The organism is Pirellulales bacterium (assembly GCA_036267355.1).
Lineage (GTDB): Bacteria > Planctomycetota > Planctomycetia > Pirellulales > DATAWG01 > DATAWG01.
In genome coordinates this window covers 17,185-40,472 of sequence record DATAWG010000099.1, presented here as the reverse complement: position 1 = coordinate 40,472, position 23,288 = coordinate 17,185, and the positions used below count along the sequence as shown (strand labels likewise).

General features: G+C 62.4%; 10 protein-coding genes. 4 read left to right on the top strand and 6 right to left on the bottom strand.

Translation table 11 applies throughout. The annotated features are described in order from the left end of the window. Nucleotides 1–83: 83 nt before the first annotated feature. The 4 genes from VHX65_15575 to VHX65_15560 all read right to left on the bottom strand — a co-directional run bounded on the left by VHX65_15575 (nucleotide 84) and on the right by VHX65_15560 (nucleotide 7,262). Entirely contained in the window at nucleotides 84–1,871 is a 1,788-nt protein-coding gene (locus tag VHX65_15575; GenBank protein HEX3999971.1) for a hypothetical protein, read from the bottom strand. 108 nt (nucleotides 1,872–1,979) lie between these two features. After that, nucleotides 1,980–4,139, bottom strand: a complete 2,160-nt coding sequence (gene pilM, locus VHX65_15570) for a type IV pilus assembly protein PilM (protein ID HEX3999970.1) — start codon at nucleotides 4,137–4,139, stop codon at nucleotides 1,980–1,982. Between the two features lie 327 nt (nucleotides 4,140–4,466). Further along, a complete protein-coding gene (locus VHX65_15565; GenBank protein HEX3999969.1) occupies nucleotides 4,467–5,735 on the bottom strand; it encodes a tetratricopeptide repeat protein in 1,269 nt (422 codons plus the stop codon). Nucleotides 5,736–5,951: 216 nt separating this feature from the next. Continuing rightward, complete coding sequence (locus VHX65_15560) at nucleotides 5,952–7,262, bottom strand: 6-phosphofructokinase (GenBank protein ID HEX3999968.1); 1,311 nt, start codon at nucleotides 7,260–7,262, stop codon at nucleotides 5,952–5,954. 1,241 nt (nucleotides 7,263–8,503) lie between these two features. Here VHX65_15560 and VHX65_15555 point away from each other — a divergent pair. The 4 genes from VHX65_15555 (at nucleotide 8,504) to VHX65_15540 (ending at nucleotide 17,990) form a co-directional block, all read left to right on the top strand. After that, nucleotides 8,504–9,700: a hypothetical protein gene (locus tag VHX65_15555; protein ID HEX3999967.1), complete on the top strand. Its 1,197-nt coding sequence runs from the start codon at nucleotides 8,504–8,506 to the stop codon at nucleotides 9,698–9,700. Between the two features lie 803 nt (nucleotides 9,701–10,503). Further along, on the top strand, nucleotides 10,504–11,925 hold the full coding sequence (locus VHX65_15550; GenBank protein HEX3999966.1) for an efflux RND transporter periplasmic adaptor subunit: 1,422 nt from the start codon (nucleotides 10,504–10,506) through the stop codon (nucleotides 11,923–11,925). Between the two features lie 172 nt (nucleotides 11,926–12,097). After that, nucleotides 12,098–15,619 (top strand): efflux RND transporter permease subunit, encoded by a 3,522-nt coding sequence (locus VHX65_15545; GenBank protein HEX3999965.1) that lies wholly within the window; start codon nucleotides 12,098–12,100, stop codon nucleotides 15,617–15,619. Between the two features lie 193 nt (nucleotides 15,620–15,812). Beyond that, nucleotides 15,813–17,990, top strand: a complete 2,178-nt coding sequence (locus VHX65_15540) for a TolC family protein (GenBank protein ID HEX3999964.1) — start codon at nucleotides 15,813–15,815, stop codon at nucleotides 17,988–17,990. 335 nt (nucleotides 17,991–18,325) lie between these two features. Here VHX65_15540 and VHX65_15535 read toward each other — a convergent pair whose 3' ends face one another. Then, nucleotides 18,326–19,357 carry a hypothetical protein gene (locus VHX65_15535; protein ID HEX3999963.1) on the bottom strand — a complete coding sequence of 344 codons (1,032 nt, stop codon included), beginning with the start codon at nucleotides 19,355–19,357 and terminating at the stop codon, nucleotides 18,326–18,328. A gap of 227 nt (nucleotides 19,358–19,584) precedes the next feature. Next, entirely contained in the window at nucleotides 19,585–23,247 is a 3,663-nt protein-coding gene (locus tag VHX65_15530; protein ID HEX3999962.1) for an FtsX-like permease family protein, read from the bottom strand. Between the last annotated feature and the right edge of the window lie 41 nt (nucleotides 23,248–23,288).

The following is a 23,288-nucleotide window of genomic DNA, read 5'->3' as shown; positions in this document are numbered from 1 at the left end:
TCCCCGCTTCGTAAGCCGATCAATCGCAACCATTCACGTTGAAGTCTCTTCGGTGGCAAAACGGATATGTCTGTTCGACGTTTCTATTTGTTGAGAGGAGCCGCCGGCGAACCCGCCGCCGGGCCTGCCGGAGCCGCAGTTGCCGGCGCGGTCGCTGGCGTCGTTGGTGGAACGGCTGGCGACCGACCGGGCGGCGCCGACCCGGCAGCCGGCGAAGTGCCGGGCAATGTCGCAGCAGGCGGTGCTGAAGCAGGCGGCGTTGCGGTCGGAGCCACACTGCCCGGCGGAACCACACTGCCCGGCGGAACCACACTGCCGGGAGCAACGGTCGCGGCCGATGCTGGTGGAGCGGTTGCCGGGCCCGCCGCAACCGCTGGGTTGGCCGGTGTGGCTGCGGGAGCAACCGGAGCCGCGGGAGCTGCCGCCGGCGCGGGAACCGGATTCAGCGCTGCGCCGGCGCCGGCCGCCTCGATGCCCAGCTTGGCGAGATTCGGCCGGTTCATCAGATACGCGACACCGTCGATCTCGACCGTCACGTTGTGGAGACCAGTGGAACTGCCGGGTCTGTGGCCTGCGGGAGCCGGCCCGTGCCCGCCTTCGCGATCATCGGCATTGATTCGCACCTGGCGAACTTCCAGCGGCAAGGGTGAATTGCAAAGCTCGACCAGCAATTGCTGCCAGCGCTGTTCGTCGGCCACGAGCACGAGTTTGAAGGCCATGCGGTTGTATTCGGGCGAAGTCGAATTGGCCCAATCGGAGCCGAGCAAGGGTTTTCCATTGCCGTCGACATAGCGGCCATCTTTGAGCCAAGCGTCGGGATCGGCGGGGCCAGCCGGTCCGATTTGTCCTGGGATCGGGCCTGGCCCACCGCCCGGCATGCCGAACGCCGGGCGGCGATGCCCGCCCATGCCGAGCGCGCCTTCATCGGTCGAGCGGTGGCGCATGGGGCGCTTTGGCTCGAACGCCGCCCCCGCGGGTCCGCCGGGCACGCCGGGGGGACCCATGGGGCCGGGGAGTGCCGGAGCACGTCTAGCGCCTTGTGGGCGGTCGATGCGGTCCGCGCCCTCGCCCAATGGGAATTTGTCGGTGGCGTCGTAGCCGATGCGAGTTCGCACGATTTCACGAATCACGGCATCGAAATCGCCCGTCGCGCCGACGTTGGTGCGAGAGATGGCTTTGAGAATCGCTTCGAGCACCCACAGTTCTTCCTGGGCATAGCGCACATCGAGCGGCGAGGGCGGGTCGATCCAATCGTAGTCCTTCACCAGATCGCCTTCGTCGGCCGCGTCCCAGTTGACGATGTAGGTTTTTTTCGGACCTTCGGCTTCTTCCGTTTCCTGACCATTCGGTCCGCGCGCTCGATTCATGCGCGGCATGCCAGCCGGATGAGCCCCGCCTCCGCCTCCTTCCGTTGGCGCCCATTCGGCGTCCACGATATCGGCCATGTGAGCAAGCTCGGTTTTGACGTAGTTCTGATAGCGTTCGCAGAGCGGCTCCAGAGCGCGTGGATCATCGGATGCGGCCGGCCTGCTGAAGGCAGCGATAAAGTCGGGCCGCAAATCCGCGGGCCATACAAGCACCGCTTTTTGCTGGTTGTAGAGTTTTTCCCAGGCGTCGAGCACATTGGTGCGCAGGTGGTCGGTTTCGCTGTTGACGTATTGCACCCATTGATCGTTCGGATGATCGCCGCTCATCAGCGGCTGCACGCCCGAGTTGACGCCGCTGATCTTTGACTTCTGAGTGGCATAAGCCGCGGCCAGATGGCCGCTGGCGACCCAGAACACCGCCAAGGGGATGAGCACCGAAAGGCCGCACAAAATCCAAAAGTGCTCTCGCTTGACGATTTCCCAATATTGCTTGACTTGGTCCATGGCGACGAAAGGGTGAGGGGTTAGGGTCAGGGGTTAGGACGAACGACGGACACTTGCAATGCGATGGCTGGCATTTCCTCGACCTGCCGCCTGTAGCCTGTAGCCGTGTTAGGGTTTTGCTTCGGGCGGATTGCCAAGCGCCATGGCCGGGGGCTTTTCCGACGCGGGCTTTTGTTTTTCCAGCAATTCCATGCGTTTGTCGATCGGCGTTTCTTTCCAGACGAACTGGAGCGTGAAGTCGCAACGCATTACCGGCACGGTTTGCGGCTGAGCGCCGGCTTGCTGCTGCTGGCCGGGCTGATCTCCGGGAGTGGCCCCGGGAAGCGGCACATCTTCGGGCTCGGCTCGCGTGGCTCGCACCAAAACCGGGTAGCTAATTCCCATGTCTTTCGGCAGCAGCGAAATCAGTTTGCCGTCTTTGTCGGGAAGCGGGATGGGCTTGTCGATCAGGTTGCGGAGCAGCGTGCGGCGAATGTATTCCGCCCCTTCGTTGCCCGGGTCTTGATTGTGATAATGATGTCCGACGATCTGGATTACCCATCCTTCGCCGCTCGGGCCGGCGGCGGGGGGGGCTGCGTCGCCCGGCGGCGGGCCAGGCGGCAGACCGGCGTTGTTTGGGCCTGCCATTGGCGCGGCCGCAACCGCGGAGCCCGGCCCTTCGTATTTGTCCTTCACATCGGCGAACCAATCCTCGAGCCGCGTGAAATGCTCGCAATCGAGCCGATCGATCACGATCCGGCGGCTCTTGGTCAGCGCGGCTTGCAGGTCTTCGGGCTTGGCGACACCGAGCGGCGGCGGTTCGGAGGTGTCGCGCGGCAAGGCGTCGCTGATGGCTTTCATCAGTTCGACCCACATGATCTTCCGGGGCTGGACGCCGCTCAGCCGCTCGCCCATTTCCTTGACTTTGTCGAAATTGGTTTTGGCGGTAGCGAATTCGGCGGTCGAGCGATCCGCGCGGCTCTTGACCTCCGTCGCGGTAACTTCCGCGGATTTCAGGCTTTTTGCGCTTTCGCTGCCGCTCTTGTCGTTGTCGTCGGCCGTTCGAAACGCATGGTAATAGCCCATGAATCCGACGCTGCAAGCCAGCAGCATCGCTGCCACTGCGCCGACGGCCCACGGCTTCTTGGCCCGAATCAAGCGATCCTGCAGAATTTCGCGCGGGATCAAATTGGTGCGCAACTGCGATTGCTTCAAACCTTGCAGGCACAGACCGTAGCACACGGCGAACGACAACAAGTTTTCTCGGAATGACGGCGCTCCGACCACCGCGGCTCCGCTCAGCCCGCGATATTCGTCGAGATCGATCACTTCGTAGCCAAGGCTCTGGGCCAGATATTTTTGCAACCCGCGCAGTTTCATCGCGTTGCCGAGCGTGACCACGCGGCCGATCTTCGCCGAGCGATCGACACTTTGGAAAAAGCTGATCGAGCGCTGCACCTCGGTGACCAGATCATTGAACACCGGCCGCATTGCGAGGAACACGGCCTTCGGATCTTCGGCCTTCAGGGCGTTGCGCTTCAGGTGCTCGGCTTTGGTGAACGTGAGCTTCAGTTCTTTGGTCAGCGCTTTGGTGAAATGGTTTCCGCCGAGCGGAATGTTGCGCTGCCAAACGCGATAGCCATTCGTCACGACGAGGTCGGTCGTGTCGGTGCCGAGCGAAACGACGATGATCGAAGGAGGCGGATCTTTCGCGTTGTAGTCCTCGACCGGCGGCAAATCTTGCAGTTGATCGAAGACGATATAGTTGTAGATCGCCAGCGGCGTAAGCTGCACGATATCGACTTCGATCGCGGCTTCGTTGAACGGCCGCAACGCCCGGGCGGCTTGGTCGCGCTTCATCGCGAACAGGCCGACTTCGGTTTCCAGCGCGAAGCCGTCTTCTTCGCTGCCGCCCGCCATCTGCTGATAGTCCCAAACAACGTCTTCCAGGGCGAAGGGAATTTGCTGCCGCGCCTCGTAACGCACGATGTCGGGGATTTTTTTGGCTTCCACCGGCGGAAGCTTGATGAACCGCGCCAGCCCGCTCTGCCCAGGCACGCTGATCGCCACCCGGTCGCCGCGCACTTTATTGCGCGAAAGAAATTGCTTCAGCGCATCGCGGACGAGTTCGACCGGATCGGCCTCGGGCTGGCTCAAGATTTTCGGATACTCGATGAAATCGAATGCGTCGGCAACGATCTTGCCCGGCTCGTCGTGCGGCACGCAGCGCAGCGCCTTCACGGCGCATTGGCCAATGTCGATCCCCCAAACAGCATTGCTTTTAGCCATGCAATAATTCCTCTGCTCCGGCTCGAATGACGCCCTGGCAGCTTCCGGGACCGCGAAGGGGTCGCAGATAAGTTGGGGCGGCGGCGACTTCCCCCGATTCCCCAGTTGTCAATGTTATCGCGGGGGGAAAGCGTCTGTCAAATAAAAGCGCGAGCGGCGCGGCGAGGAATCCCCGGCGGCTGGCCGGCTAAGCAGTGGAGCGCGAACACCGGGACAAGCCCAGGGAAGGCCCAGAGAAATTCTACAAGGGGTCTACGCTTTCCAGGCCTTCCCTGGGCTTCGGGAGCACGCGGGGCGCTGCTGCGGCGGGGCGCTAGTTTGCGCGGCTTAGGAGTCGAAGCCGTCGGGATCGGCGGACGGTTTGGCTGGAGGAGCGGGTGGCGCAGGCAGGGCAGGTGCGGCGCCGCCGTCGCCTTCGTACTTCTTCAACAGTTCGGCCGCCAGCTTGTCGTTCGGAGTCAGTTTCAATGCCTCGGTCAACTGCTCCTTCGCCGAATCGACGTGTCCGGTCATCAGGTAGTGATAAGCGCGAAGGAAGCGCGCTTCGCCCGATTTCGGATTCTCATGCGAATATTTTTCCAACGCGCGCAAATGCGTCGTGTAGCGGGCCTGATCGCCATAATAGGCAAACACGGTCGCCCAGTCGGCAAGCGGGCCCAGCGCGATCGCGGCGTGGGCTTCGATTGCCGCAGCCCGATAGTCGCCAAGCGCAAATGAACTGAGCGACATCAATTCGTGGGCTTTCGGATTTCGCGGCGATTCGACTGCCGCATGGGTCGCCAGGCGCAGCGCATCGTGGTAGCGTCCGTCGTGGAAGGCGGCCTCGGCCTGGGCGAAGAATTCGGCGCCTGCCGAACCATCGGCATCATCCGCGTCGGCCACGGCAGCCGCGCCCGCTGCATTTGGGGGTGCTGCATTTAATGCCGGGTTTGGCAGGACGCCATTCGCTGGACCGTTTCCCGCCACCGCGACCGGCGGACCAAGATTCACGGCCGCGGGAAGGGGCGGCAGGCCAACATCCGGGTCGCCGTAAAGCGCGTAATACGAATACGGATCGCCGTACGGATTGTAGTAGGGATACAAGTAGCCGTAGCCACCATAGAACAAGGGCACAAAGGCGAAGTAATAGGGATAGATCGCGTGATTGCCATAACCGTTCCAGTTCCAATGATTGCCGTAATACTGTCCGTTGTTCCAGTGGTGGTAGCTCTGCTGCGCGGAATTGTTAATAACGCTTGCGTGCGTCGAGGAATTTGCAAAACCGCCGGAGGTGTTCGGCGAGAAATGGCCGCTGGTGTTTGGGGCGAACGTCGGAGATGAGCTACTGACATGGCCGCCGCCGCTGAACGACGATCGGCTGCCGCCCGCGCTAAATCCGCCCGAATAATGGCCGCCGCTAAATCCACCGCTGAATCCACCGCCGCTGAATCCCGCATGTCCACCGCCGATTCCAGCTCCACCTCCGCTGAATCCGCCGCCGCTTTGACCGCCGCCGCTTTGACCGTTGCCCGCGCCGATCACCGGCTGCGCGAAGCCAAATGCCGCAATCGCCGCCGCTACTAAAGATGTTGCAAAGATCGATCGCTTTTGAGACATGGTCCACCTGTCGATGGGAAGACGGATCGAGCAAGCCCGGAAGGCAAATCCAGCCGAGCGGATCGGAACTATTATAGCGGTATGCCGGTGCCAGACGCAGCGCGGCCAATTCAGGCGCGGGCCGCAAAGCTTGCCCACCTTGCCGCCGCCGTTGGCGAGCAAGTCTTGCAACGACTGCTCCATTGGCGACTCGCCCCGCCAACTATTGAACACCGCTCATTCCACGTAGGTTTCGAGGAATCGAGCCAGCTTGTGGAAATCGGAATTCGGATCGACGTAGCGAACGACCGTGACCAGCGTCGCCGGATCGACGAGTTCTTGGAATGGAACATAGCGCAACTCGAGCTGCCCGACGATCGACACCATGACGCCGTCCAGTCGTTTCTCGACCAATGCCCGATAGGCCCCGACGCCAAGCTGGCTGCCGAGCATGACGTCGAAGGCGTTGGGAGCGGCGCAGCGGGCTTCATAACCGAGTTGCAGACCGGTGACCTTGCGCGAGCGGCCTGTTTGGGATTTGTATTGGTCGGTGATGAGCTTCGAGAACATGCGGCACAGGTTCACCTGTGGAATCGAAATATGCCCGTGCTCGTCGCGGGCAATGCCTTCCAAGTATTTGCCGGGCAAGAACTCGGCCAATCCTTCGGCGATGACGATGACGCCGAATTCCTTTCCCTCCCTTTCGCGGGCGAGCATTGTGCGCACGATACGGTTGACTACTTCTTCGACCTTCATCACCGTGCGAGATGATTTTTGGCCCGTTTGTGGATCGATCGTTTCTTCGCGGTCTTCGTATTTGTCGTGGACATCTTCGACGCTGATCACGAAGCTCGCTTCGCCTGCAATGGCGCAGCCATAGGCAAGCCAACCGGCGCTGCGGCCCATCGATTCGGCGAGATAATAAGCGCGGTTGGCCTCGGCGTCGGCCAGTAAGTTGCGGATTTCCGTGGCGATCGTGTCGACGGCCGTGAAGTAGCCGAATGTAAAATCGATGCCGGTGTAGTCGTTGTCGATGGTTTTGGGAAGATGCACGACTGGAATCCGCCGGCTGCCGGCGGGGAGGCGGTCTTGAAAGAGTTTGAACTTGTTGGCGGTTTTCAGCGTGTCGTCGCCGCCGATCGACACCAGCGCGTCGATTTCGAGCGAGCAGAGAGCTTCGTAGACCGTCCGCAGTGGAGCGACGCGGACGGGATCGTCGAGATGCTTCGGGTCGGACACATTCTTGCCGGGATTGGTGCGCGCCGTGCCGATCAAGATGCCTTGCGAATTTCGCGTGCGGCGGAGTCGCTTGTGGTCGAGCAATACGTAGTCGCCGCCCTCTTTGAGCGGTTTTTCCGTCGAATACTCGACCAGGTGGGAATAACCGTGCAGGATTCCGACGACCTGTATGTCGTTGCGCAAGAACGAGACGGCGGCGGTGGAGATAACGGCGTTGGCCCCGGGAGCCGGACCGCCGGCGAAGAGAATCGCGACGCGACGAAACGGATGCGACACCTTGGGAGGTCGGGATAAGGCTGAGGCGTGCATTACGGTGCTCCTGATTGCCTAAGGCTGGGCCGAAAAATAACTTCCGCTTTTGAACCCCACCCTGCCTTTCCCGCAAGCCCCCGCAAGGGAGAGGGGTCTGTGGAAGTTCGTGGAAGTTCGTTTTCGGCCGAGCCTAACCGCTGATGTGCATGTGATAAATGCTAGAGCGAGCGGGAAAGGCCCCCCCGGCTAGCGATTCTCGCATAAGTGGCAGCCGCCGTGCTTGCTCTTATTGTCCGAATTGCACAAAATCATAATTGAGCGATGGCAGTAGTTCATCCCCAAATTTCGGCGTTTGAATGTATTGCCGCGGTTGGGGCCTGTTGAAAAAAAGGGGACTGGCTCCGAGCGACCAGTCGGTTATCGCGGTTTCGTTTTTGCCGCGAGGCGCCTGCCTCCTTTTTCAACAGGCGGTTAGAGATTGGTAAGAGAGGGAGCATCGCGACGCCAACTCGCGGTTCACACTGGCCGACCGCGCTGGCCAGTGGCACACGGACCACCGGTGGCAAGGCGGCCAGTGGCCGGGTTCAATCCTGCACTGCCCGCTCGGATTGCAAGCGGTAGCGGTGCGCGGAGTGAAGAGCTGCGGAAGGCGTTTTCGGGCGGGGGCCTGGAGAAAGTTGATGATTCGGTTCCATTGTCTCGAATGTGGGATGCTGATTCAGGCACATGAATCGTCCGCGGGTCGGGCAGCAAAGTGTCCCGGTTGCGGCAAAGTGCTGGAAGTGCCTCGGAGTTCTGCGACGGGAGCTCCACCTGAGGCAAAACAGAGCGCCGTGCCCCCTCCGTCGCCGAAGCCAGCGACGGCTCCGCCGCCCGGGCCAGCCGCGGCTCCGCCGCTCGGGCCAGCCGCGGCTCCGCCGCTCGGGCAAGCGGCGGTTCCTCCTCCCGTGGTCTCGCCCAGCGTGTCTCGTCGGGCGGGGACCGCGGTCGCTGCAACACCACCGGTCGGGCGGATGCAGCCGACACCTCCGGCGGCGCCTCCGGTCCCGCCTCCTTTGGCTCCGCCCACGATTGCCGCTACTCCGCCAGACTCCAAACCGCTATCGCTCGATGAATTGCTTGGAACCGCCTCGAATGGGGCGAGTGTTCCAAACGCCCGAATGCCAGATTTGGGTTTCTCGGATTCACCGAAACCAACTCCCCGCCATGCCGCGACGAATCGTTCGGCAAAGAACGGCGCAAAATCCATGGCGGGCAAGGGAAATGCGCGGCGGTCGGCGGCGGTTGGAAACATCCGCATGTTCAGCATCGCCGCGATCGGCGTAGGTGTGATCGGCTTGGCGCTGTTCGCAATTCCCTACGCTGGAGTGGCGCTCGGAGTTGCCGGGCTCGCGCTTGGAATTTACAGCGTCGCTCAGAGTGCATCCCGGCGCGATGCATCAATGGGGCTGGCTTTGGCCGGCGCAGCAATTAGCGTCGCGGCGATGGGTGTCGGGGGATTCTTCACGTTCCGCGCAGCGCCGCAGAAGATGATTGCAAAAGCGGCGCCAAGTGCCGCGGTCCCGCCAGGACCCTCAACCGACGGCGGCGATTCAAGCGAGGCCGGGAGCGGTGACGCCAGGCACTTTGCCGTCGCCGCGGTGAAAGCCGCCGTCGCGGGCGCGGTTGCTGATGCGCGAAACCCGGCCAGTTTTGCCGCTGCGGCTATTCGCGGCGCGGCGCGCGATCCTGCCAAGCGGGCCGATCGTCTGGCATCGACGGCCGACGGACACAGCAATCCGATTGCTGCGGGCAACGCCCGTGTCGCCGGGCCTGTTACGCTACGGCTGCAGGATCCGGCGAATCCCGACAAAATAGTCGCCGCCGATGCTGCTCCGGGCGCTTTGCCGGCCGGGGATAATGGTTCTTCGCCGAGTGCAACGCCAGGCGGGGAGGATTCGAGTCAGGCGAAAGCTGCCGTCAAAGCGCCGATCCATTGGGCGGCGGTCGATCAAAACGAAGCGCAGGGCAACGACGACATCAAAGTCACGGTGACCAAGGCCGTCACCGGCCCGCTGTTTTATCGCCTTGGCGGCAATGCGTTGCTCGACGGTAAAGAAACTACCTTTCCGGTCTTGCACATCTCCGTGAAGGTGGAGAATCATCAAACCGCCGGCGTCATCGACTATAAGGGTTGGATCACGCTTCCCGACGCCGACGCCACGCTCACCGACGACCAGGGAGCGGAAATCAAACGGTTCGATTTGAGCAAATACACGCCGCCAGGCGAATCGCCCAGTGTGATCGACAGCCATCCGGCAGCGAAAATCGATATCAGCGAATCCAACGAAGATGTGATCGTCTTCCAGTTGCCGCCCGAAGGTACGCAATACGTCCGGCTAAAGCTGTCGGGCAAGCCCGTCGGACTGCCCGACGACCTCTATTTCCAGATCCCGCGATCGATGATCAAACCGGGTGAAACCGGCAATCCGCTCTTGCCGCTGGGGCCGCCGTAAAAGGGGCACCCGAAAGGTTCGGGCATTTTTGCGTTGCCCGGAGTGCCCAACGTGCGTGCCACGACAACGGCGGCATCCAAGCAGCGATCGCTGCGGATTCAATCAGCAGCGTGACGGGCCAGTTGCTTGGAAACCGGCGATGCTGCTCCGAATGATGCGGCGCCGCGCCTAAACGCCGCTGCCGGCAAAGCGCCGATTCATTGGGCTGCGGTCGGGCTACCCAACCTCTATTTCCAGTTTCCGCGATCGATGATCAAACCGGGCGAAACCGGCAATCCGCTCTTGCCGCTCGGGCCGACGGTAATAAAGAGCGGCATCAAATTCGGGCATTTTGCATTGTCCGAGCCTCTCAAAGTGCCAGGCGGCAGCGCTCTGCGGCAGCGGGCACAACGCCGAAGATTGACCAACTCCGCAGTGGCAAGCTAAAACCCTGTCGCGGCACATCCTACGCAGCGAACCATCTCTTTGCGTGTGCCGTAATGTTACGGTTGTGGTCCGATGGTCGGCCAAAGAGTGGCCCGACTCCAAGCGCAGGCAAATGTCTTCCTTGCCGGTCAGACAAAGCGCAAGGATTGTTCCGGCACAAGATTGCATCGAAGATGCCGCGGCTGGGGTCAGTGTGCGCTGCGAAGGCTTGCCGGCTTCGATCCTTTCGGGCCAAGCGATTCGGCTGCGACGCCCGCTCCTTCGCAGATTCGCGGTATGTGCGATGACCTATCTTTTGAGAGCAAAATCCAGCTTTTGCGACGAATCATGACCTGCCTGCGAACGATGATTTTGTAGCTTTTTACGGATAAAGCATCATGTCTGCATCAGAAGAAACATCCCCGGCGACAAGCCGACGGGGCGCCAAATGGCGCTGGATTGCCGGATCGATTGCAGTCGTCGTGCTGATCGTCGTCGCGGTGCGGTTGTTGCCGGGCGCCCTGGAGAAGAAAGATGCCGGAGCGTCTGCAGGCGATCCGCCGGATAGCTCGGGATTACAGCTAACGAGTGTTCAACCGCCGATCGTGAAAATGCCTGCCGAGATGGTGCTGCGCCTGGGGGTGAAAACGGCTGAGGTCGAGCCGTATTCTTCGCCACGGACGCTGAAGCTCGATGGCACGCTGATGGTCGATCCCAGCAATATGGCCCGAGTCCATTCGCGATTCCCTGGTGAAATCATGGAAATGGGACCCTCGGACCCGGGCAATCCGAAGTCGCAGCCGATCCGATTCGGCGATCGGGTCGAGAAGGAGCAACTTATTGCGGTGGTTTGGTGCAAGGATTTGGGCGAAAAGAAGAGCGAATTCGTGGATGCGATTCTGCACCTCCGGCTCGACGATGAAACGCTCGCCCGCCTCCGCGACCTGGCCCAAAAAGGGGCCACGCCCGATCAAACCGTCCGGCAGGCGGAATACACCCGGCAATCCGATTGGATCGCCCGCAGCCGAGCCGAACGAACGCTCCGCTCGTGGCGGCTGACGGATGAAGAAATTCAAGCTCTCGAAAAAGAGGCCGATGCAATCGGCGCGGGTCTGACGGCCAGCAGCCCAAAGGCACAGCGCGACTGGTCGCGCGTCGAAGTGCGGTCGCCGATTTCGGGGGTCGTCGTGGAAATGAACACGGGCGTCGGCGACATCATCGACACCACGCTCGATGTCATCAAGGTGGCCAATCTGAATCGGCTCCGTGTGCTATGCCAGGTGTATGAAGAGGATTTGCCCGCGCTACAGGAACTGAAGCCGGAAGAGCGGAAGTGGACGATTCAGATCGGCGCGGATGCCAACCGCAAACCACTTTCGGGCCAGTTCAGCTTCGACCAGATCGGCCGCATCATCGATCCGAGCCAGCACACGGGCCAGGTGCTCGGCTGGATCGACAATCCCGACGACAGGCTGTTGATCGGGCAATTCGTCACCGCCACGGTCTCGCTGCCGGCGCCGAAAAATCTGGTGTCGGTGCCGGCCGCCGCGGTCGTCGAAAACGGAGGCGGAGCGACGGTCTTTGTGCGGCACGGGAAAGACCAGGATTGGCAATTCGAGGAGCGCCCTGTGGCGCTTGCCGGGCATGGGACCGAAAAGTTCTTGGGAATCGTGAAAACTCCATCGCAAGAGCAGCAACAGCGGGGCATCAAACCGCTCGAGCCGCACGAGAACGTGATGGTCGATGGTGTGTTGCAGTTGTCGGCCGCACTACAAGACCTGCGGGCCGAGGCGGCAGCGAAGACCGCGTCGCAAAACTAAGAACGCGGACGCACCGGGTGGGCTCGGGGTGCGATGCCCGTTGCTCTGAGTGGGCATGGCCGGCGCACGCTTGCCCGGGCAAAGCCGTGGGCATGGCACCCGCGCCGCGGTGCTCGTGGGCACTTGGTTTCATGAAGCCGTTTGAGTCGTTTGCCGCCAGAGGTCGTTCATCATGGTCCGTAAACTAATCGATTGGGCCACGGGAAGCCGGGCCGTCGTGCTCCTCATGGCGTTGAGCCTGCTGGCCGGTGGGCTTTATGCATTCTTCCACGTCAATGTCGAAGCCTATCCCGACCCTGCGCCGGCGATCATCGAAGTGGTTGCGCAGTATCCCGGCGCCTCGGCCGAAGAAGTTGAACGGCTGGTGAACATCCCCTTGGAAGATGCGCTGGCGGGCATGGCGGGGCTGGCTTACACGCGCAGCCAATCGCTGTTTCAATTGGGGCATCTGCGCTGCCAATTCAACTACAACACGGAATTCAGCGCGGCCAAGCAGGAAGTGCTGAATCGCCTGCGATACGCCCAGTTGCCGAACGGCGTGACGCCCGTCATTTCCCCGGAGACGCCCACCGGCGAAATCTATCGCTACACGCTTTCGAATCCGAAGGATGCCGCCGGCCGGCCGATCTATAGCCTCAACGACCTGAAGGCCCTCGAGGATTGGACGCTCGAACGGCAATTTCGCCGCGTGGACCGCATCGGCGACGTGGCCAGCTTCGGCGGCACCTTGAAACGCTATGAAATTCAGCCCGACCCCGATCTCATGGCGCGTTACGGCATCACGGTCAACCAATTGCAAAACGCGATTTCCGGTTGCAACGCCAACGTCGGCGGCGACTACGTGAAGCAAGGGCCGGCGGTGCAGGTCGTGCGCAGCCTGGGCTTGATCGGCGGCGGCGAAGATCCGGTGCAAAACGTGCTGGGGATGAAAGACCCCGTGGCCGCGCGAAACTATCTTCGCGACGAAGAAGATCGCCGGCTGCGAGAAATCCGCGACATCGGCATCGCAGCGACTAACAATGTGTCGGTCCATATCGACGACGTGGTCGATGGTGGGCGTGTCCCGGCCGGATATCCGCTCGCCGATCGCGGCGTGATCGTCGGCCACCAAACGCGGCTCGGACGCGTCGCCGCCGATCGGCCAGCCAAGGATGCAAATGGCAAAGAGAAACGCGTGGGTGGCAAACGCGTTTGGGACGCGAACGACGACGCCGTCGAAGGCATCGTGCTGTTGCGAAAAGACGAGCAATCGTTGCCGGCCTTGCGCGACGTGGAAGCCAAAGTGGCGGAATTGAATCAGCCCGGCTCGGGCCGGCTTCTGCCCGGCGTGAAAATCGAGCCCTACTACGATCGCACCGAGCTGACCAATGTCACGCGCGAGACGGTCAACGAGAATCTGACGATCGGCATGATTCTCGTCAGCGCGATCTTGCTCATGTTTCTTAGCAATGTGCGGGCGGCGCTGATCGTGGCGATCAATATCCCGTTGGCCCTGCTGTTCGCATTTTCGGTGCTGTATTTGCGCGGAAAGTCGGCGAACTTGCTGTCGATCGGAGCGGTCGATTTCGGGATCATCGTCGATTCGACGGTGATCATGGTCGAGAATATCTATCGTTTTATCAGCACGGGCGAGCATGCCGAGTTGCCGTTGCGACAGCGGATCGTTCGGGCGGCCGGCGAAGTGCAGCGGAGCCTTTTGTTCTCCACGCTGATTCTGGTTTGCGCGCTGTTGCCGCTGTTCACGATGCAGGGACCGGAGGGACAGCTCTTTGGCCCGATGGCCGACACGTATGCCTTCGCCCTGGCTGGGGCGCTGTTGCTGGCCGTCACGCTCTCGCCGGTTTTGTGCATGATTCTGTTTAAGAAGATCAAGCCGGCGCGCGACAATCTGCTCGTGCGCGGCTTGAAGCGCGGCGCCGTCGCGTTCGTCGATGCCTGTTTGCGCTACCGCACGGCATTCCTGGCCTGCGTGGGGGCACTGATCGTGCTCACCATCGGCTCCCTCCACTTTCTCGGCCAGGAGTTCATGCCCGAGTTGGAGGAAGGAAATCTGTGGATTCGCGGCGACTTCCCCGTCACGACCTCGCTGGATGAGATGAACGAGAAGGTCAAAATCGCGCGTTCGATCCTCTGCAAATACGACGAGGTTGAGCTGGTAAACACCGAAATCGGACGCCCGGACGATGGCACCGATCCATCGGGCTTTTACAACAGCGAGATGTTCGTGCCGCTAAAGCCGTTCAACGAATGGCCCGCCGTCAAACGGCAAACCGGCTGGCGATCCTGGTTCAGCCGCAAGCGCGCTCGGACCAAGGAAGAGCTTGTCAAGGAAATGAACGACGAATTGAACAACACGCTGATCGGCGTCGATTGGAACTTTTCGCAGAACATTCGCGACAACGTGATGGAAGCTCTCTCGGGCGTCAAAGGCGAAAACTCGGTGAAGATTTTTGGCCCGAATCTGGCCGAGCTCGACCGCCTGGCCGACGAGACCAAGAAAATTCTCGACAAGATCCCGGGAACGGAGGATGTCGGCGTATTTCACATCATGGGTCAGACAAATCTCGAGTTTCCGATCGATCGGCAGAAATGCGCTCGCTGGGCCGTGAATGTTGCCGACGTGCAAAATGTGTTGCAATCGGCCGTGGCCGGTAAGCCGCTTACGCAAATGATCGAGGGAGAAAAAACGTTCGACATCAGCATGCGTTGGCCCGAGCGGCTACGGGCCACGCAGAAACAAATCCTCAATATTCCCGTCGAGGTGAGCAACAACAACGTCGCTGGCAGCAGCGTGGCCGGGCTTGGCAGCACGCCGCTGACCGGTTCCTCGACGGGGCTGACGCCGCTCGGCACCAGCGCCGCAATGCCTTCGCTCAGCGGCGGACAATTCAACGGCACGCTGAACAACTTCAGCAGCACGCCTCGCCGCCGCGTGAAAGACCTCGTCACTCCGACGGGCGCCGATGGCCGGCCCGACCCGAACGGCAGTTTCGTGAAATCGGGCGCGACCGACATCTACCGCGAAGACGGCAACCGATTGATCGCCGTCAAGTTCGGGGTGCGCGGCCGCGACTTGGCAAGCACCGTCCGCGAGGCTCAAGAAAAGACGGCCGCCCTGTTCAAGGCACCTTATCGGGCCGAATGGAGCGGCGAATTCCACGAAATGCAAGAAGCCGAGATCCGGCTCTTGGCGGCCGCAAGCTTGTCGCTGGTGTTGATTCTCACGCTGCTCTATATGGCGTTCCACTCGCTGTTGGACGCGATCGTCGTGCTCTCCAACGTCGTCGCCGTTTCCATGGGCGGAATCTGGGCGTTGCTGCTGACCGGAAGCAATTTCAACATCGCCGCCGGCGTCGGGTTTATCTCGATCGTCGGCGTCGCGGTGATGAACGGACTGCTGCTCGTCTCCACGTTCAACCATTTCCGCAGCATGGACATTCCGCTGCACGAAGCGATCGTGCGGGGCGTCGAGCGATTGGCCCGGCCGATCACGATGACGGCGCTCGCCGCCATCTTCGGCTTGTTGCCAGCCGCGCTGTCGACGCGCATCGGCTCGCAAACGCAGCGGCCCTTGGCCCTTGCCGTCATCGGCGGCATGACGATCACGTTGCTGCTGACGAACATCATCCCCGTGCTCTATAGCTTCTACGGCCACCGCGAGCCGCCCGAAGGCAGCAGCAGCTTCGCCGAGTAGCTTTCCAGCCGTCTCTTCCACCCGCGCAAACCTTACCGAACGATCGGTTTCTTCCTGCGGTAACGGATCGACGGGATGCTCCAGCGATTCGCATGCTGCGGTTCGCGCCCGGTCGATACTTTTGCACGGGTCGTAACGTCAATCCATGCGTATTGTGCTAGCGGTCGGGGCGGTCCAAACAGAGTAATCCGCAATGTCAGGATCGACCGCGCGCAATTGCCTGTTCGGCTGCTTGGCGCTTACGCTGTCGGCCGCCGGTTGCTGGAGCGACAAAGCGGGCAATGGATCGGCCGCTCAGCCGCTGTCTTGCCCGACGGCCTGCCTGCCGCCGCCAGCCACGATACCCTACTGGGTTTCGTCGCCCACCGACCCGCGGCTGAACAGCCTCACGGGGCCGGCCATTGCTCGAACGAACGGCCCGCAACCTTCGGCGACTGGGAGCGCTCCGCCCCCCGCAACGGCCGCCGCGACGATGTGGCCGGGCATCGAAGCAATGCCGCCGCGCGCTCCGCAATCGATGGTCGTTTCGCCGCCCACCGCTGCCTCCACGACCGTGCGGACAACGGCGCTCAGGTCGGTGGTGGTTTCGTTTGGCGCCGAACGCCAGACGGCAATGCAAGCTGCCACGCGCCGGCAAAGTCTTCCCGATCCGCAAACGCCAGGCAATCCGCAAATCGTCGCATTGCCGCCGATGGTATCGGATCTTTCCATCACGGCGACCGCGACCGGCCGCGAGCCGGCCGAACCCGTGCGTCAAGCGTCGGCTGCGGTCGATGCTCCGCCCGCGATTGGCCCTCCCGCCATTCCATTGGAAAACGTGCAATTGGCCGCCGCAGGCGCCCCCGCCGCGGAACCGATTCCCGCGCCGCATCCGCGGCGGCTCGAGGTTCCTCCCGAATTGCCGGGCGCCAACGCGCCGCAGATTCGCCTGCCGCCGCTCGATCGCGAGCATGCGGCGGAGCGTGCCGCGGCGGTCGCCAAATTGTTCCCGCCGCTGCCGCCGCTGGGCGCCGAGTATCAGGCGACGGCATTGCCGCAAGGAACGCCGCTCACGCTTGACGATCTGGAACAGATGGCCCGCCAATATAGCCCCGACCTGCGCCAGGCGATGGCCAACGTGCGCAGCGCGGAAGGGGCCATGATTCAGGCGGGCTTGTACCCAAATCCCACGGTGGGCTATGAATCGGACGACGTCGGACAGGGGCTCACGGCCGGCCAGCAAGGCGGGTTTGTCGATCAAACAATCAAGACCGGCGGCAAACTCCAATTGGCCAAAGCCGCGGCAGAAATGGACGTCGCCAACGCTCAGGTCGCGCTGCGCAAGGCACAGTCGGGCTTGGCTGCGAAAGTGCGCGGGGCGTATTTTTCCACGCTCGTGGCCGAGGAAAATGTCCGCGTCAGCCACGCGCTGGCCCGATTCTCCGACGAAGCCTACAACGTTCAGGTCGATATGGTCAAAGGGGGCCAAGCCGCGGCTTATGAGCCGTTGCAGCTACGTGTGTTGGCCTATCAAGCCCGCGCTTCGCTGGTGCAGGCCCGAAATCGTTACGTCTCGGCTTGGAAGCAATTGGCGGCGGCGATGGGTGTGCCAGGAATGCCGCCGGCCCCGCTCGCCGGCCGAGTCGATGCTCCGGTGCCGCTGGTGCGATACGACGCGGCCTTGGCCCATATCCTGGCGACGAACTCCGACGTGCTAACGGCCGAGAACACGCTTCATCAGTCCCAGATCAATCTCCGGCTGGCGCAAGTGAATCGGATCCCTGATCTAGATGCCCACGTTGTCGTCGAGCGCGATTACACCACGCCGCCCTTCGGCACGATCGTCGGCGTGCAGCTCGGCGGGCCACTTCCATTGTGGGACCACAACCAAGGCAACATCATGGCCGCCGAGGCAGCGGTGACCAAAGCTTCGGAAGGCCCCCACTTCGCCCGCGACGACCTCACCAGCCGGCTCGCCGATGCCTACGAGCGCTATCAAGACAACATGAAGGTGATCGAGATCTACCGCAAATGGATGCTGCCGGATCAGGTGCAGGCGTATCGCGGGGCGTATCAGCGGCACCAAACCGAGCCCGACGTGGTGGCATTTGCCGATGTCGTGACGGCGCAGCAAACGCTGGCCACGACGATCACGTCGTACGTCACGCAGTTGGGCACCCTATGGCAAGCGGTCGTCGATATGGGCAGCCTGCTCGAGGCCGAAGATTTGTTCCACATGGGCGATCCACAGAATCTGCCGCCGGTGCCCGATCTGGCGGCCCTCTGTCCATTGCCCTGTTGCCACGCCTATCAACCGGCGGCCGCGGCCGGCTGGCTCGGCGGCGACGCCCAATGGCCGGCGCTCGCCCCCGGCGAAAAGCCGACCCGGTGAGATTGCGCGTGATACGCAAGGGGTTGCCGTTAGATCGGCTGAAGTGGTGCGTCGCGCCGAATCGCTTGAAAGCGAATCTGCATTAGAAGTAGTCCGCAGAGATTTGAGCCTGAAGGGCTCATGCCGTCAGCCCAGGGCGGAGCCGCGCGAGCGACGTAGCCTTGGGAATGTGATGCGACGGGTTGCGTGGCCCTGAAAGGGCCGCTCACAATCGCGTCGCCAATTGAACGGCCCATACAGGGCCGGCGGGTGGCAGGCGCCGTCAATCCAGGCCTCCGCCGCACACGCGGCTCCGGCCTGGGCTGGCAGAATCGGCCTTTCCGGCCGACGGCCTCTTAAACCGACCTCGCCTTCGTCTCAACCTTGTGCGGCGGCGCATCGGCCACCGCTGGTGCGTGCGCCGGACCATGCGAGCGCGGAGCGAACACCAGCACCGTCACGGCGCCGGCTGCCGTCACGATCAAGCCGGCGTAGAACAGCGGCCCGATGTGTTCCCAGGCCGAATTGCGCGCTACCTCGACGAATGTGTTCACGACCGGCGCACCGCCGAACACCAGCGGCATGACGTACAGGGGTTTACCGCCCAAATTGAACGCCATGATCACACCCAGCGCGCCGATCGCTCCGGCTGCTCCGCCGCCGAGGCTCCAAGCTGTTCCGGATAGATTCCACGACTGGCCGGATTCGGCCCCTGCGCCCAACAAGATGCCGGGCACTAACACCGCGACGAGGAAATAGGCGATCCCGACACAGAGAAACGGCCGGAGCCGGCTTCCGGCCATCGCCACCTGCCCCTTGTGCAGCGTCGGCCCGTAACACCCGAACGAAATGGCCGTCATGGCCGTGAAAACGCACACCAGTGCAAGCTGCGACGCGGTCAGGACGAGTCCCGCGCTCCCGCCGCGCGGCGCGGTCAACAGCACCGTAACCGATCCAGCGATGACGAGTATGAGGCCGGCATAAAACGCCGGCCCGATTTGCTTGTACGTTTTGGCCAGGAAGATCGTGACAAACGTGTTCACTACGGGCGCGCCGCCGAACACAAGCGGCATGACATAAATCATGCTCGCCCTCCCGCCGTTCTTTGCCGCAAGAATGACGCCCACCGCGCCCACCGCGCCGCATGCCCCGGCAATCATGCTCCAAATCACGCCCTTCGCCGACCAATGCCCCTTTTCGCCAAACAGCTGCATCAGCAACAGCGGTGCGACCACGGCGATCACGAAATACGCGAGGCCGACGCACATGAACGGCCGCCACGCGCTGTGGTTCATTGCGGCCGTGCCCGATCCCAACATCGGACCGTACACGCCCCAACTGACAATCGCCACCACGATGAACAACACGACGTTGAAAAAACTCTTCATGGCGAAACATGGCTCCAAAGCGATGCGAGGCGGGATTCTTCCGAGGCGGGCAACGATCGAATTCCCATACCCTAGCACATCGCCGATTGCGATGGGAGTGGAAACAGCGGACGCCGTTCGGGCGGGGCCCTCCTCGCTGACGCTTCGGGCTTGTGTGCCGCATGCCCCACACTAGCCCGAAGCGCCGGCGAGGGAGAACCGCCGCTCGACGATATTCTTGCTCCCGCCTAATCGCCCCGCAGGGCAGGAATCAACGGCGCTCGCAAGGTTGCCCGCACGGCGATCATCCCCGCCGCCAGGCCGACGACCAACACCAACACCAGCGTGGCCAAGAGTTCGACCCACGGAATCGCGGCGCTGCCGGCGAAAAGCTGGGCCGCGATCGCCACCACGGCCGCCAGTACGCCCGCCCCCAAGCCGCCGATCAACAGCGCCGCGTTCTCCCACATCACCATCGCCGCGAGCCGGCGGCGGCGGAATCCGGCGGCCCGCAACAAGGCCAGTTCGCCGCGGCGCTCGAAAACGCTCCGCAACTGCACCACCGCCAGCCCGATCGTTCCCAAGAGCAACCCCAAACCGCCCAGGCTTTGGAACGTGGAGAGATACGTATTTTGCACCGACATGAATGCGGCCAACAGATCGGCGGTGGGCTCCGCGTCGAAGCCGAAATCGTCCAAACCGCTTTCCAACGCCCCGCGCGCCTCGGCCTTCGACACGTCGCGCGTGTCGATCAAAAAAAACCGATAGCCGCTCGTGCCCGGAAAATAGCGCAGCAGCGCCGCTTCCGACATCAGCACGTCGCCCTGAAACAAGCTATTTTGCAGCAATCCCACGACCACCAGCGGCACGGTTTGGCCGTCCTCGGCCGTGATGTCGAACGTGCTGCCGACGCCGTCGAGATGCAGGCTGTAGAGGGCCGTCGTTTCATCGAGCACCACCGGCGCTCGGCCTCCCAAGTCGCTTTCAGAGTCGAGCGCATTCCGCGATCGATTGGGCGACGTTCGACCTTTCGGATCGAGCAGCAGCCACGGATTCTTTTCCTCTTCCGCCGTGCGCGCCGCCGACGCCGACCATGCAAACCCGCCTCGATCGATCATCGCCTGCGAGACGCCCAACACGCGCGGCTGCCGCGGTTGAAACAAGTTCAAGCAACTCGCATCATCGCCGGAATGAACCCGCATGGAAACAATCTGGCATTTCGCCAGCAGCGAGTCGGCCTTCTCGTCGAAGCCCAGGTCGGCGCGGCCGTCGGGCGTGTTCAAATTCTGATAGATCGGCAAATCGGTTTGGGCATAGAGCGAAAATCCGCCGTCGCCGCTAGCGAACCGCGCCCCGTGCGCCGGCGGCTCGAGATGAAACGCGCTCATCGAAACGATCAAAAACGTCGCCGCCGCCATCAGGCCGATCGTCAGCGTGCTCCGCACCGGATGCCGCGCCGCATTGCGCACCGCGAGCCGCATGAGCGCCCCGCGACCGGCAGAGACGAGCGTCGAGCCGCGATCGGTGCGCAGCCGGTCCCAGATCAATAGCATCTCGGAGATCAGCACCAGCGACGCACTCGAGAAGAAAGTTTCGGCTTGTGCCTCGCGTGTGCTCAATTGCATCACGATCGCCAATAGCGCCATGAGCAGCGCCAGCGCAAGCCCCGCCCAGCCGAGCGTTCGCGGCCAACTCGTCGGACGCCAGCGGCGATAATGCCGCGCGACCGGCGCAAACTTTCCCCGCCACCACGCGGCTTCCCGCGGCGAAACCGAAAGTTCGTCTTCTCCGTCGGCCTCCTCGGGCGCCGGCAATTCGCCCTTGGACCGCACGATTTCGACCGGCGGATTCGTCTCGCCGGCAATCAATCGCCGCACAGTCACTTTTCGCAACTGCCGTAGCGACCAGGCGATCGTCGCCAGCGAAACCAAAACGCCGATCGCAAACCCTTCCAGCAAGCTCAGGGGCGTGACGTACAAATGCAGAAACGGCGTCACCACCGCCGCCAGCCACACCGTCTGCAAGCCGACCAGCATCAGCCACGCGTAAAGCACTCCTCCGACCACGCCCACAACGCCGCCAACCAGCGAAACGATCAACCCCTCGGAGAGCAAAATCCAGCGCACCTTGCGGCGGCTGAAGCCGAGCGCCAGCAGCAATCCGATCTCCGCCCCCTGTCCGTCGATCCCCAATTTGAACAGCAGTGCGACGAGCATCACGGCCGAGGCGATGATGAAAAAACTGAAGCCGAGAAACAATCCGTCGAACGGCGTCGTGCCCGACGCGGCATCGATGGCGATCTGCTTCACCGGCAGAAATCGAAAGCCCTCGGCGGCCGGATCGATTTGCAGCCGATCGGCAAGGCTCGCCGCGGTCATTCCCGATGCGGCAGGAATCCGCCAGCTCGTGGTTTGCCCGAAGCGGCTCGCCCAAAGTTTTCGGCCGCAGTCGAGCGAAACAAACGCCTTGGGAAGCGCCCTGTAGCGCTTCCAATATCGCTCATCTTGATCGTTCGGCGGACGCGTGCGAACGCGCGATGGATCGAAGCGAAACGGCGGGTTCCAATCGGCGATCGATTTTCGATCGGTGAGGCCCTTCAATTCCGGTACGAGATTCGGATCGACCGCCGGGCCCGACATTTCGACGATCGCTTTCAAGCGGAGCGTGGTCGTCGTTTCGACCGTTTGGCCGTGCAGGCTATCGGGGAGAAAATATTGGATGCGCACCGGATCGCCTGGCTTGAGCGGAACGCCTTGCTGGGCCATGTCGTCGGCGGCCCAACGGTTGAGGACGATCTCGTCGTCGGCGAGCGGCTGGATCGTTTCGCCGCTGGAATTCAGAAACGGCCCCAGCGGCGGTGCGGTCCGCAAATCGAGCGCCGTGATTGTCGAGTACGGAATCTTGGCTTCGCTGCCCGCGTTGCCGGCAAGGATGTAGTTGGCCAGATACGTGAAGGTCGGCTGGCCGTGCAATGGGGCAAACGCCTTCTCGGCAGCCTGCTCGATCGGGCCCTCGATCAGCATTCGATCCGACGTGACATTGAAGTAGCCCTCGTCGGTGCGCTTGATCGACAGGCCGTAGTCGGCTGGCGTCGGATGGAGCGAATCGGCGAGCAATCGTGTTCCAGCGGCCAGCGACCCGTTCGAGCCAGAATTTCCGGAATTGCCGGAATTGACCGAGGCAAAAATCGCGTCGACTCGCCCCGGCTGATCGAGGCCGCTTTGCAACGTGCCGAGCGCCACGAACGCGTCGTCGGGAAGCTGCTGCGATGGATAGAGTCCGAACCGGCCCAGCCCATCGGCAGGGAGAATTTGTACGACGCGCAGCGCCGGCAGCGATTTCACCGTCTCTTTTTTTCGCCCCAATGCGCTATCGGCCGGAATATCGCTGGGGCGCGGCAGCCGCAAAATCACCTCGTCTCCAACCTTCGCACTCAACTTTTCCGCCAGCGGAGCATTAAGCACGATTTCAGTATCGCCGAGCGGTTTGGAAACCGCCGGGCCGCTCGTGGCAAATGCTTTCCAAAACTCCGGCCGCACGCCGAGCACAGTCGCTCGGCCGGCCACGCGACGATCCGCATCGTTCGAGCCGCTGCTGTGGGAGAGCGTTGCCTGAAGCAGGATCGCCGGTTCGACCGACATGGCCGAGCCGGCAAGCGCCTTCGATTCTTTCCGGGCGTCGGCCGCAATTTGATCGGCCAATTCGGCGCGGAAGAATCGTGGCGCCACGAGCGCGTCGTCGATCCCTTGCAGCCGGTCGAGGGCCAGATGCCGCAAGCTGCCGCGCATCGAATCGCCGACCACCAGCGCTCCGGTGAGCACGGCCGTCGCGGTCATTACCCCGAGCGCCACGGCGATATGAACCCGCCGCCGGTGACCAAGACTTTCGATGATGAATCGCCAGAAGCTCATATTCGCTTGGTCTCTTGCTGGTCTCGTCCTTCGTCCCCCGC

Coding starts and splice junctions, on each gene's coding strand:
- VHX65_15575 (HEX3999971.1), bottom strand. CDS start 1,871: ATGGACCAAGTCAAGCAATATTGGGAAATCGTCAAGCGAGAGCACTTT.
- pilM (HEX3999970.1), bottom strand. CDS start 4,139: ATGGCTAAAAGCAATGCTGTTTGGGGGATCGACATTGGCCAATGCGCC.
- VHX65_15565 (HEX3999969.1), bottom strand. CDS start 5,735: ATGTCTCAAAAGCGATCGATCTTTGCAACATCTTTAGTAGCGGCGGCG.
- VHX65_15560 (HEX3999968.1), bottom strand. CDS start 7,262: ATGCACGCCTCAGCCTTATCCCGACCTCCCAAGGTGTCGCATCCGTTT.
- VHX65_15555 (HEX3999967.1), top strand. CDS start 8,504: ATGTTCAGCATCGCCGCGATCGGCGTAGGTGTGATCGGCTTGGCGCTG.
- VHX65_15550 (HEX3999966.1), top strand. CDS start 10,504: ATGTCTGCATCAGAAGAAACATCCCCGGCGACAAGCCGACGGGGCGCC.
- VHX65_15545 (HEX3999965.1), top strand. CDS start 12,098: ATGGTCCGTAAACTAATCGATTGGGCCACGGGAAGCCGGGCCGTCGTG.
- VHX65_15540 (HEX3999964.1), top strand. CDS start 15,813: ATGTCAGGATCGACCGCGCGCAATTGCCTGTTCGGCTGCTTGGCGCTT.
- VHX65_15535 (HEX3999963.1), bottom strand. CDS start 19,357: ATGAAGAGTTTTTTCAACGTCGTGTTGTTCATCGTGGTGGCGATTGTC.
- VHX65_15530 (HEX3999962.1), bottom strand. CDS start 23,247: ATGAGCTTCTGGCGATTCATCATCGAAAGTCTTGGTCACCGGCGGCGG.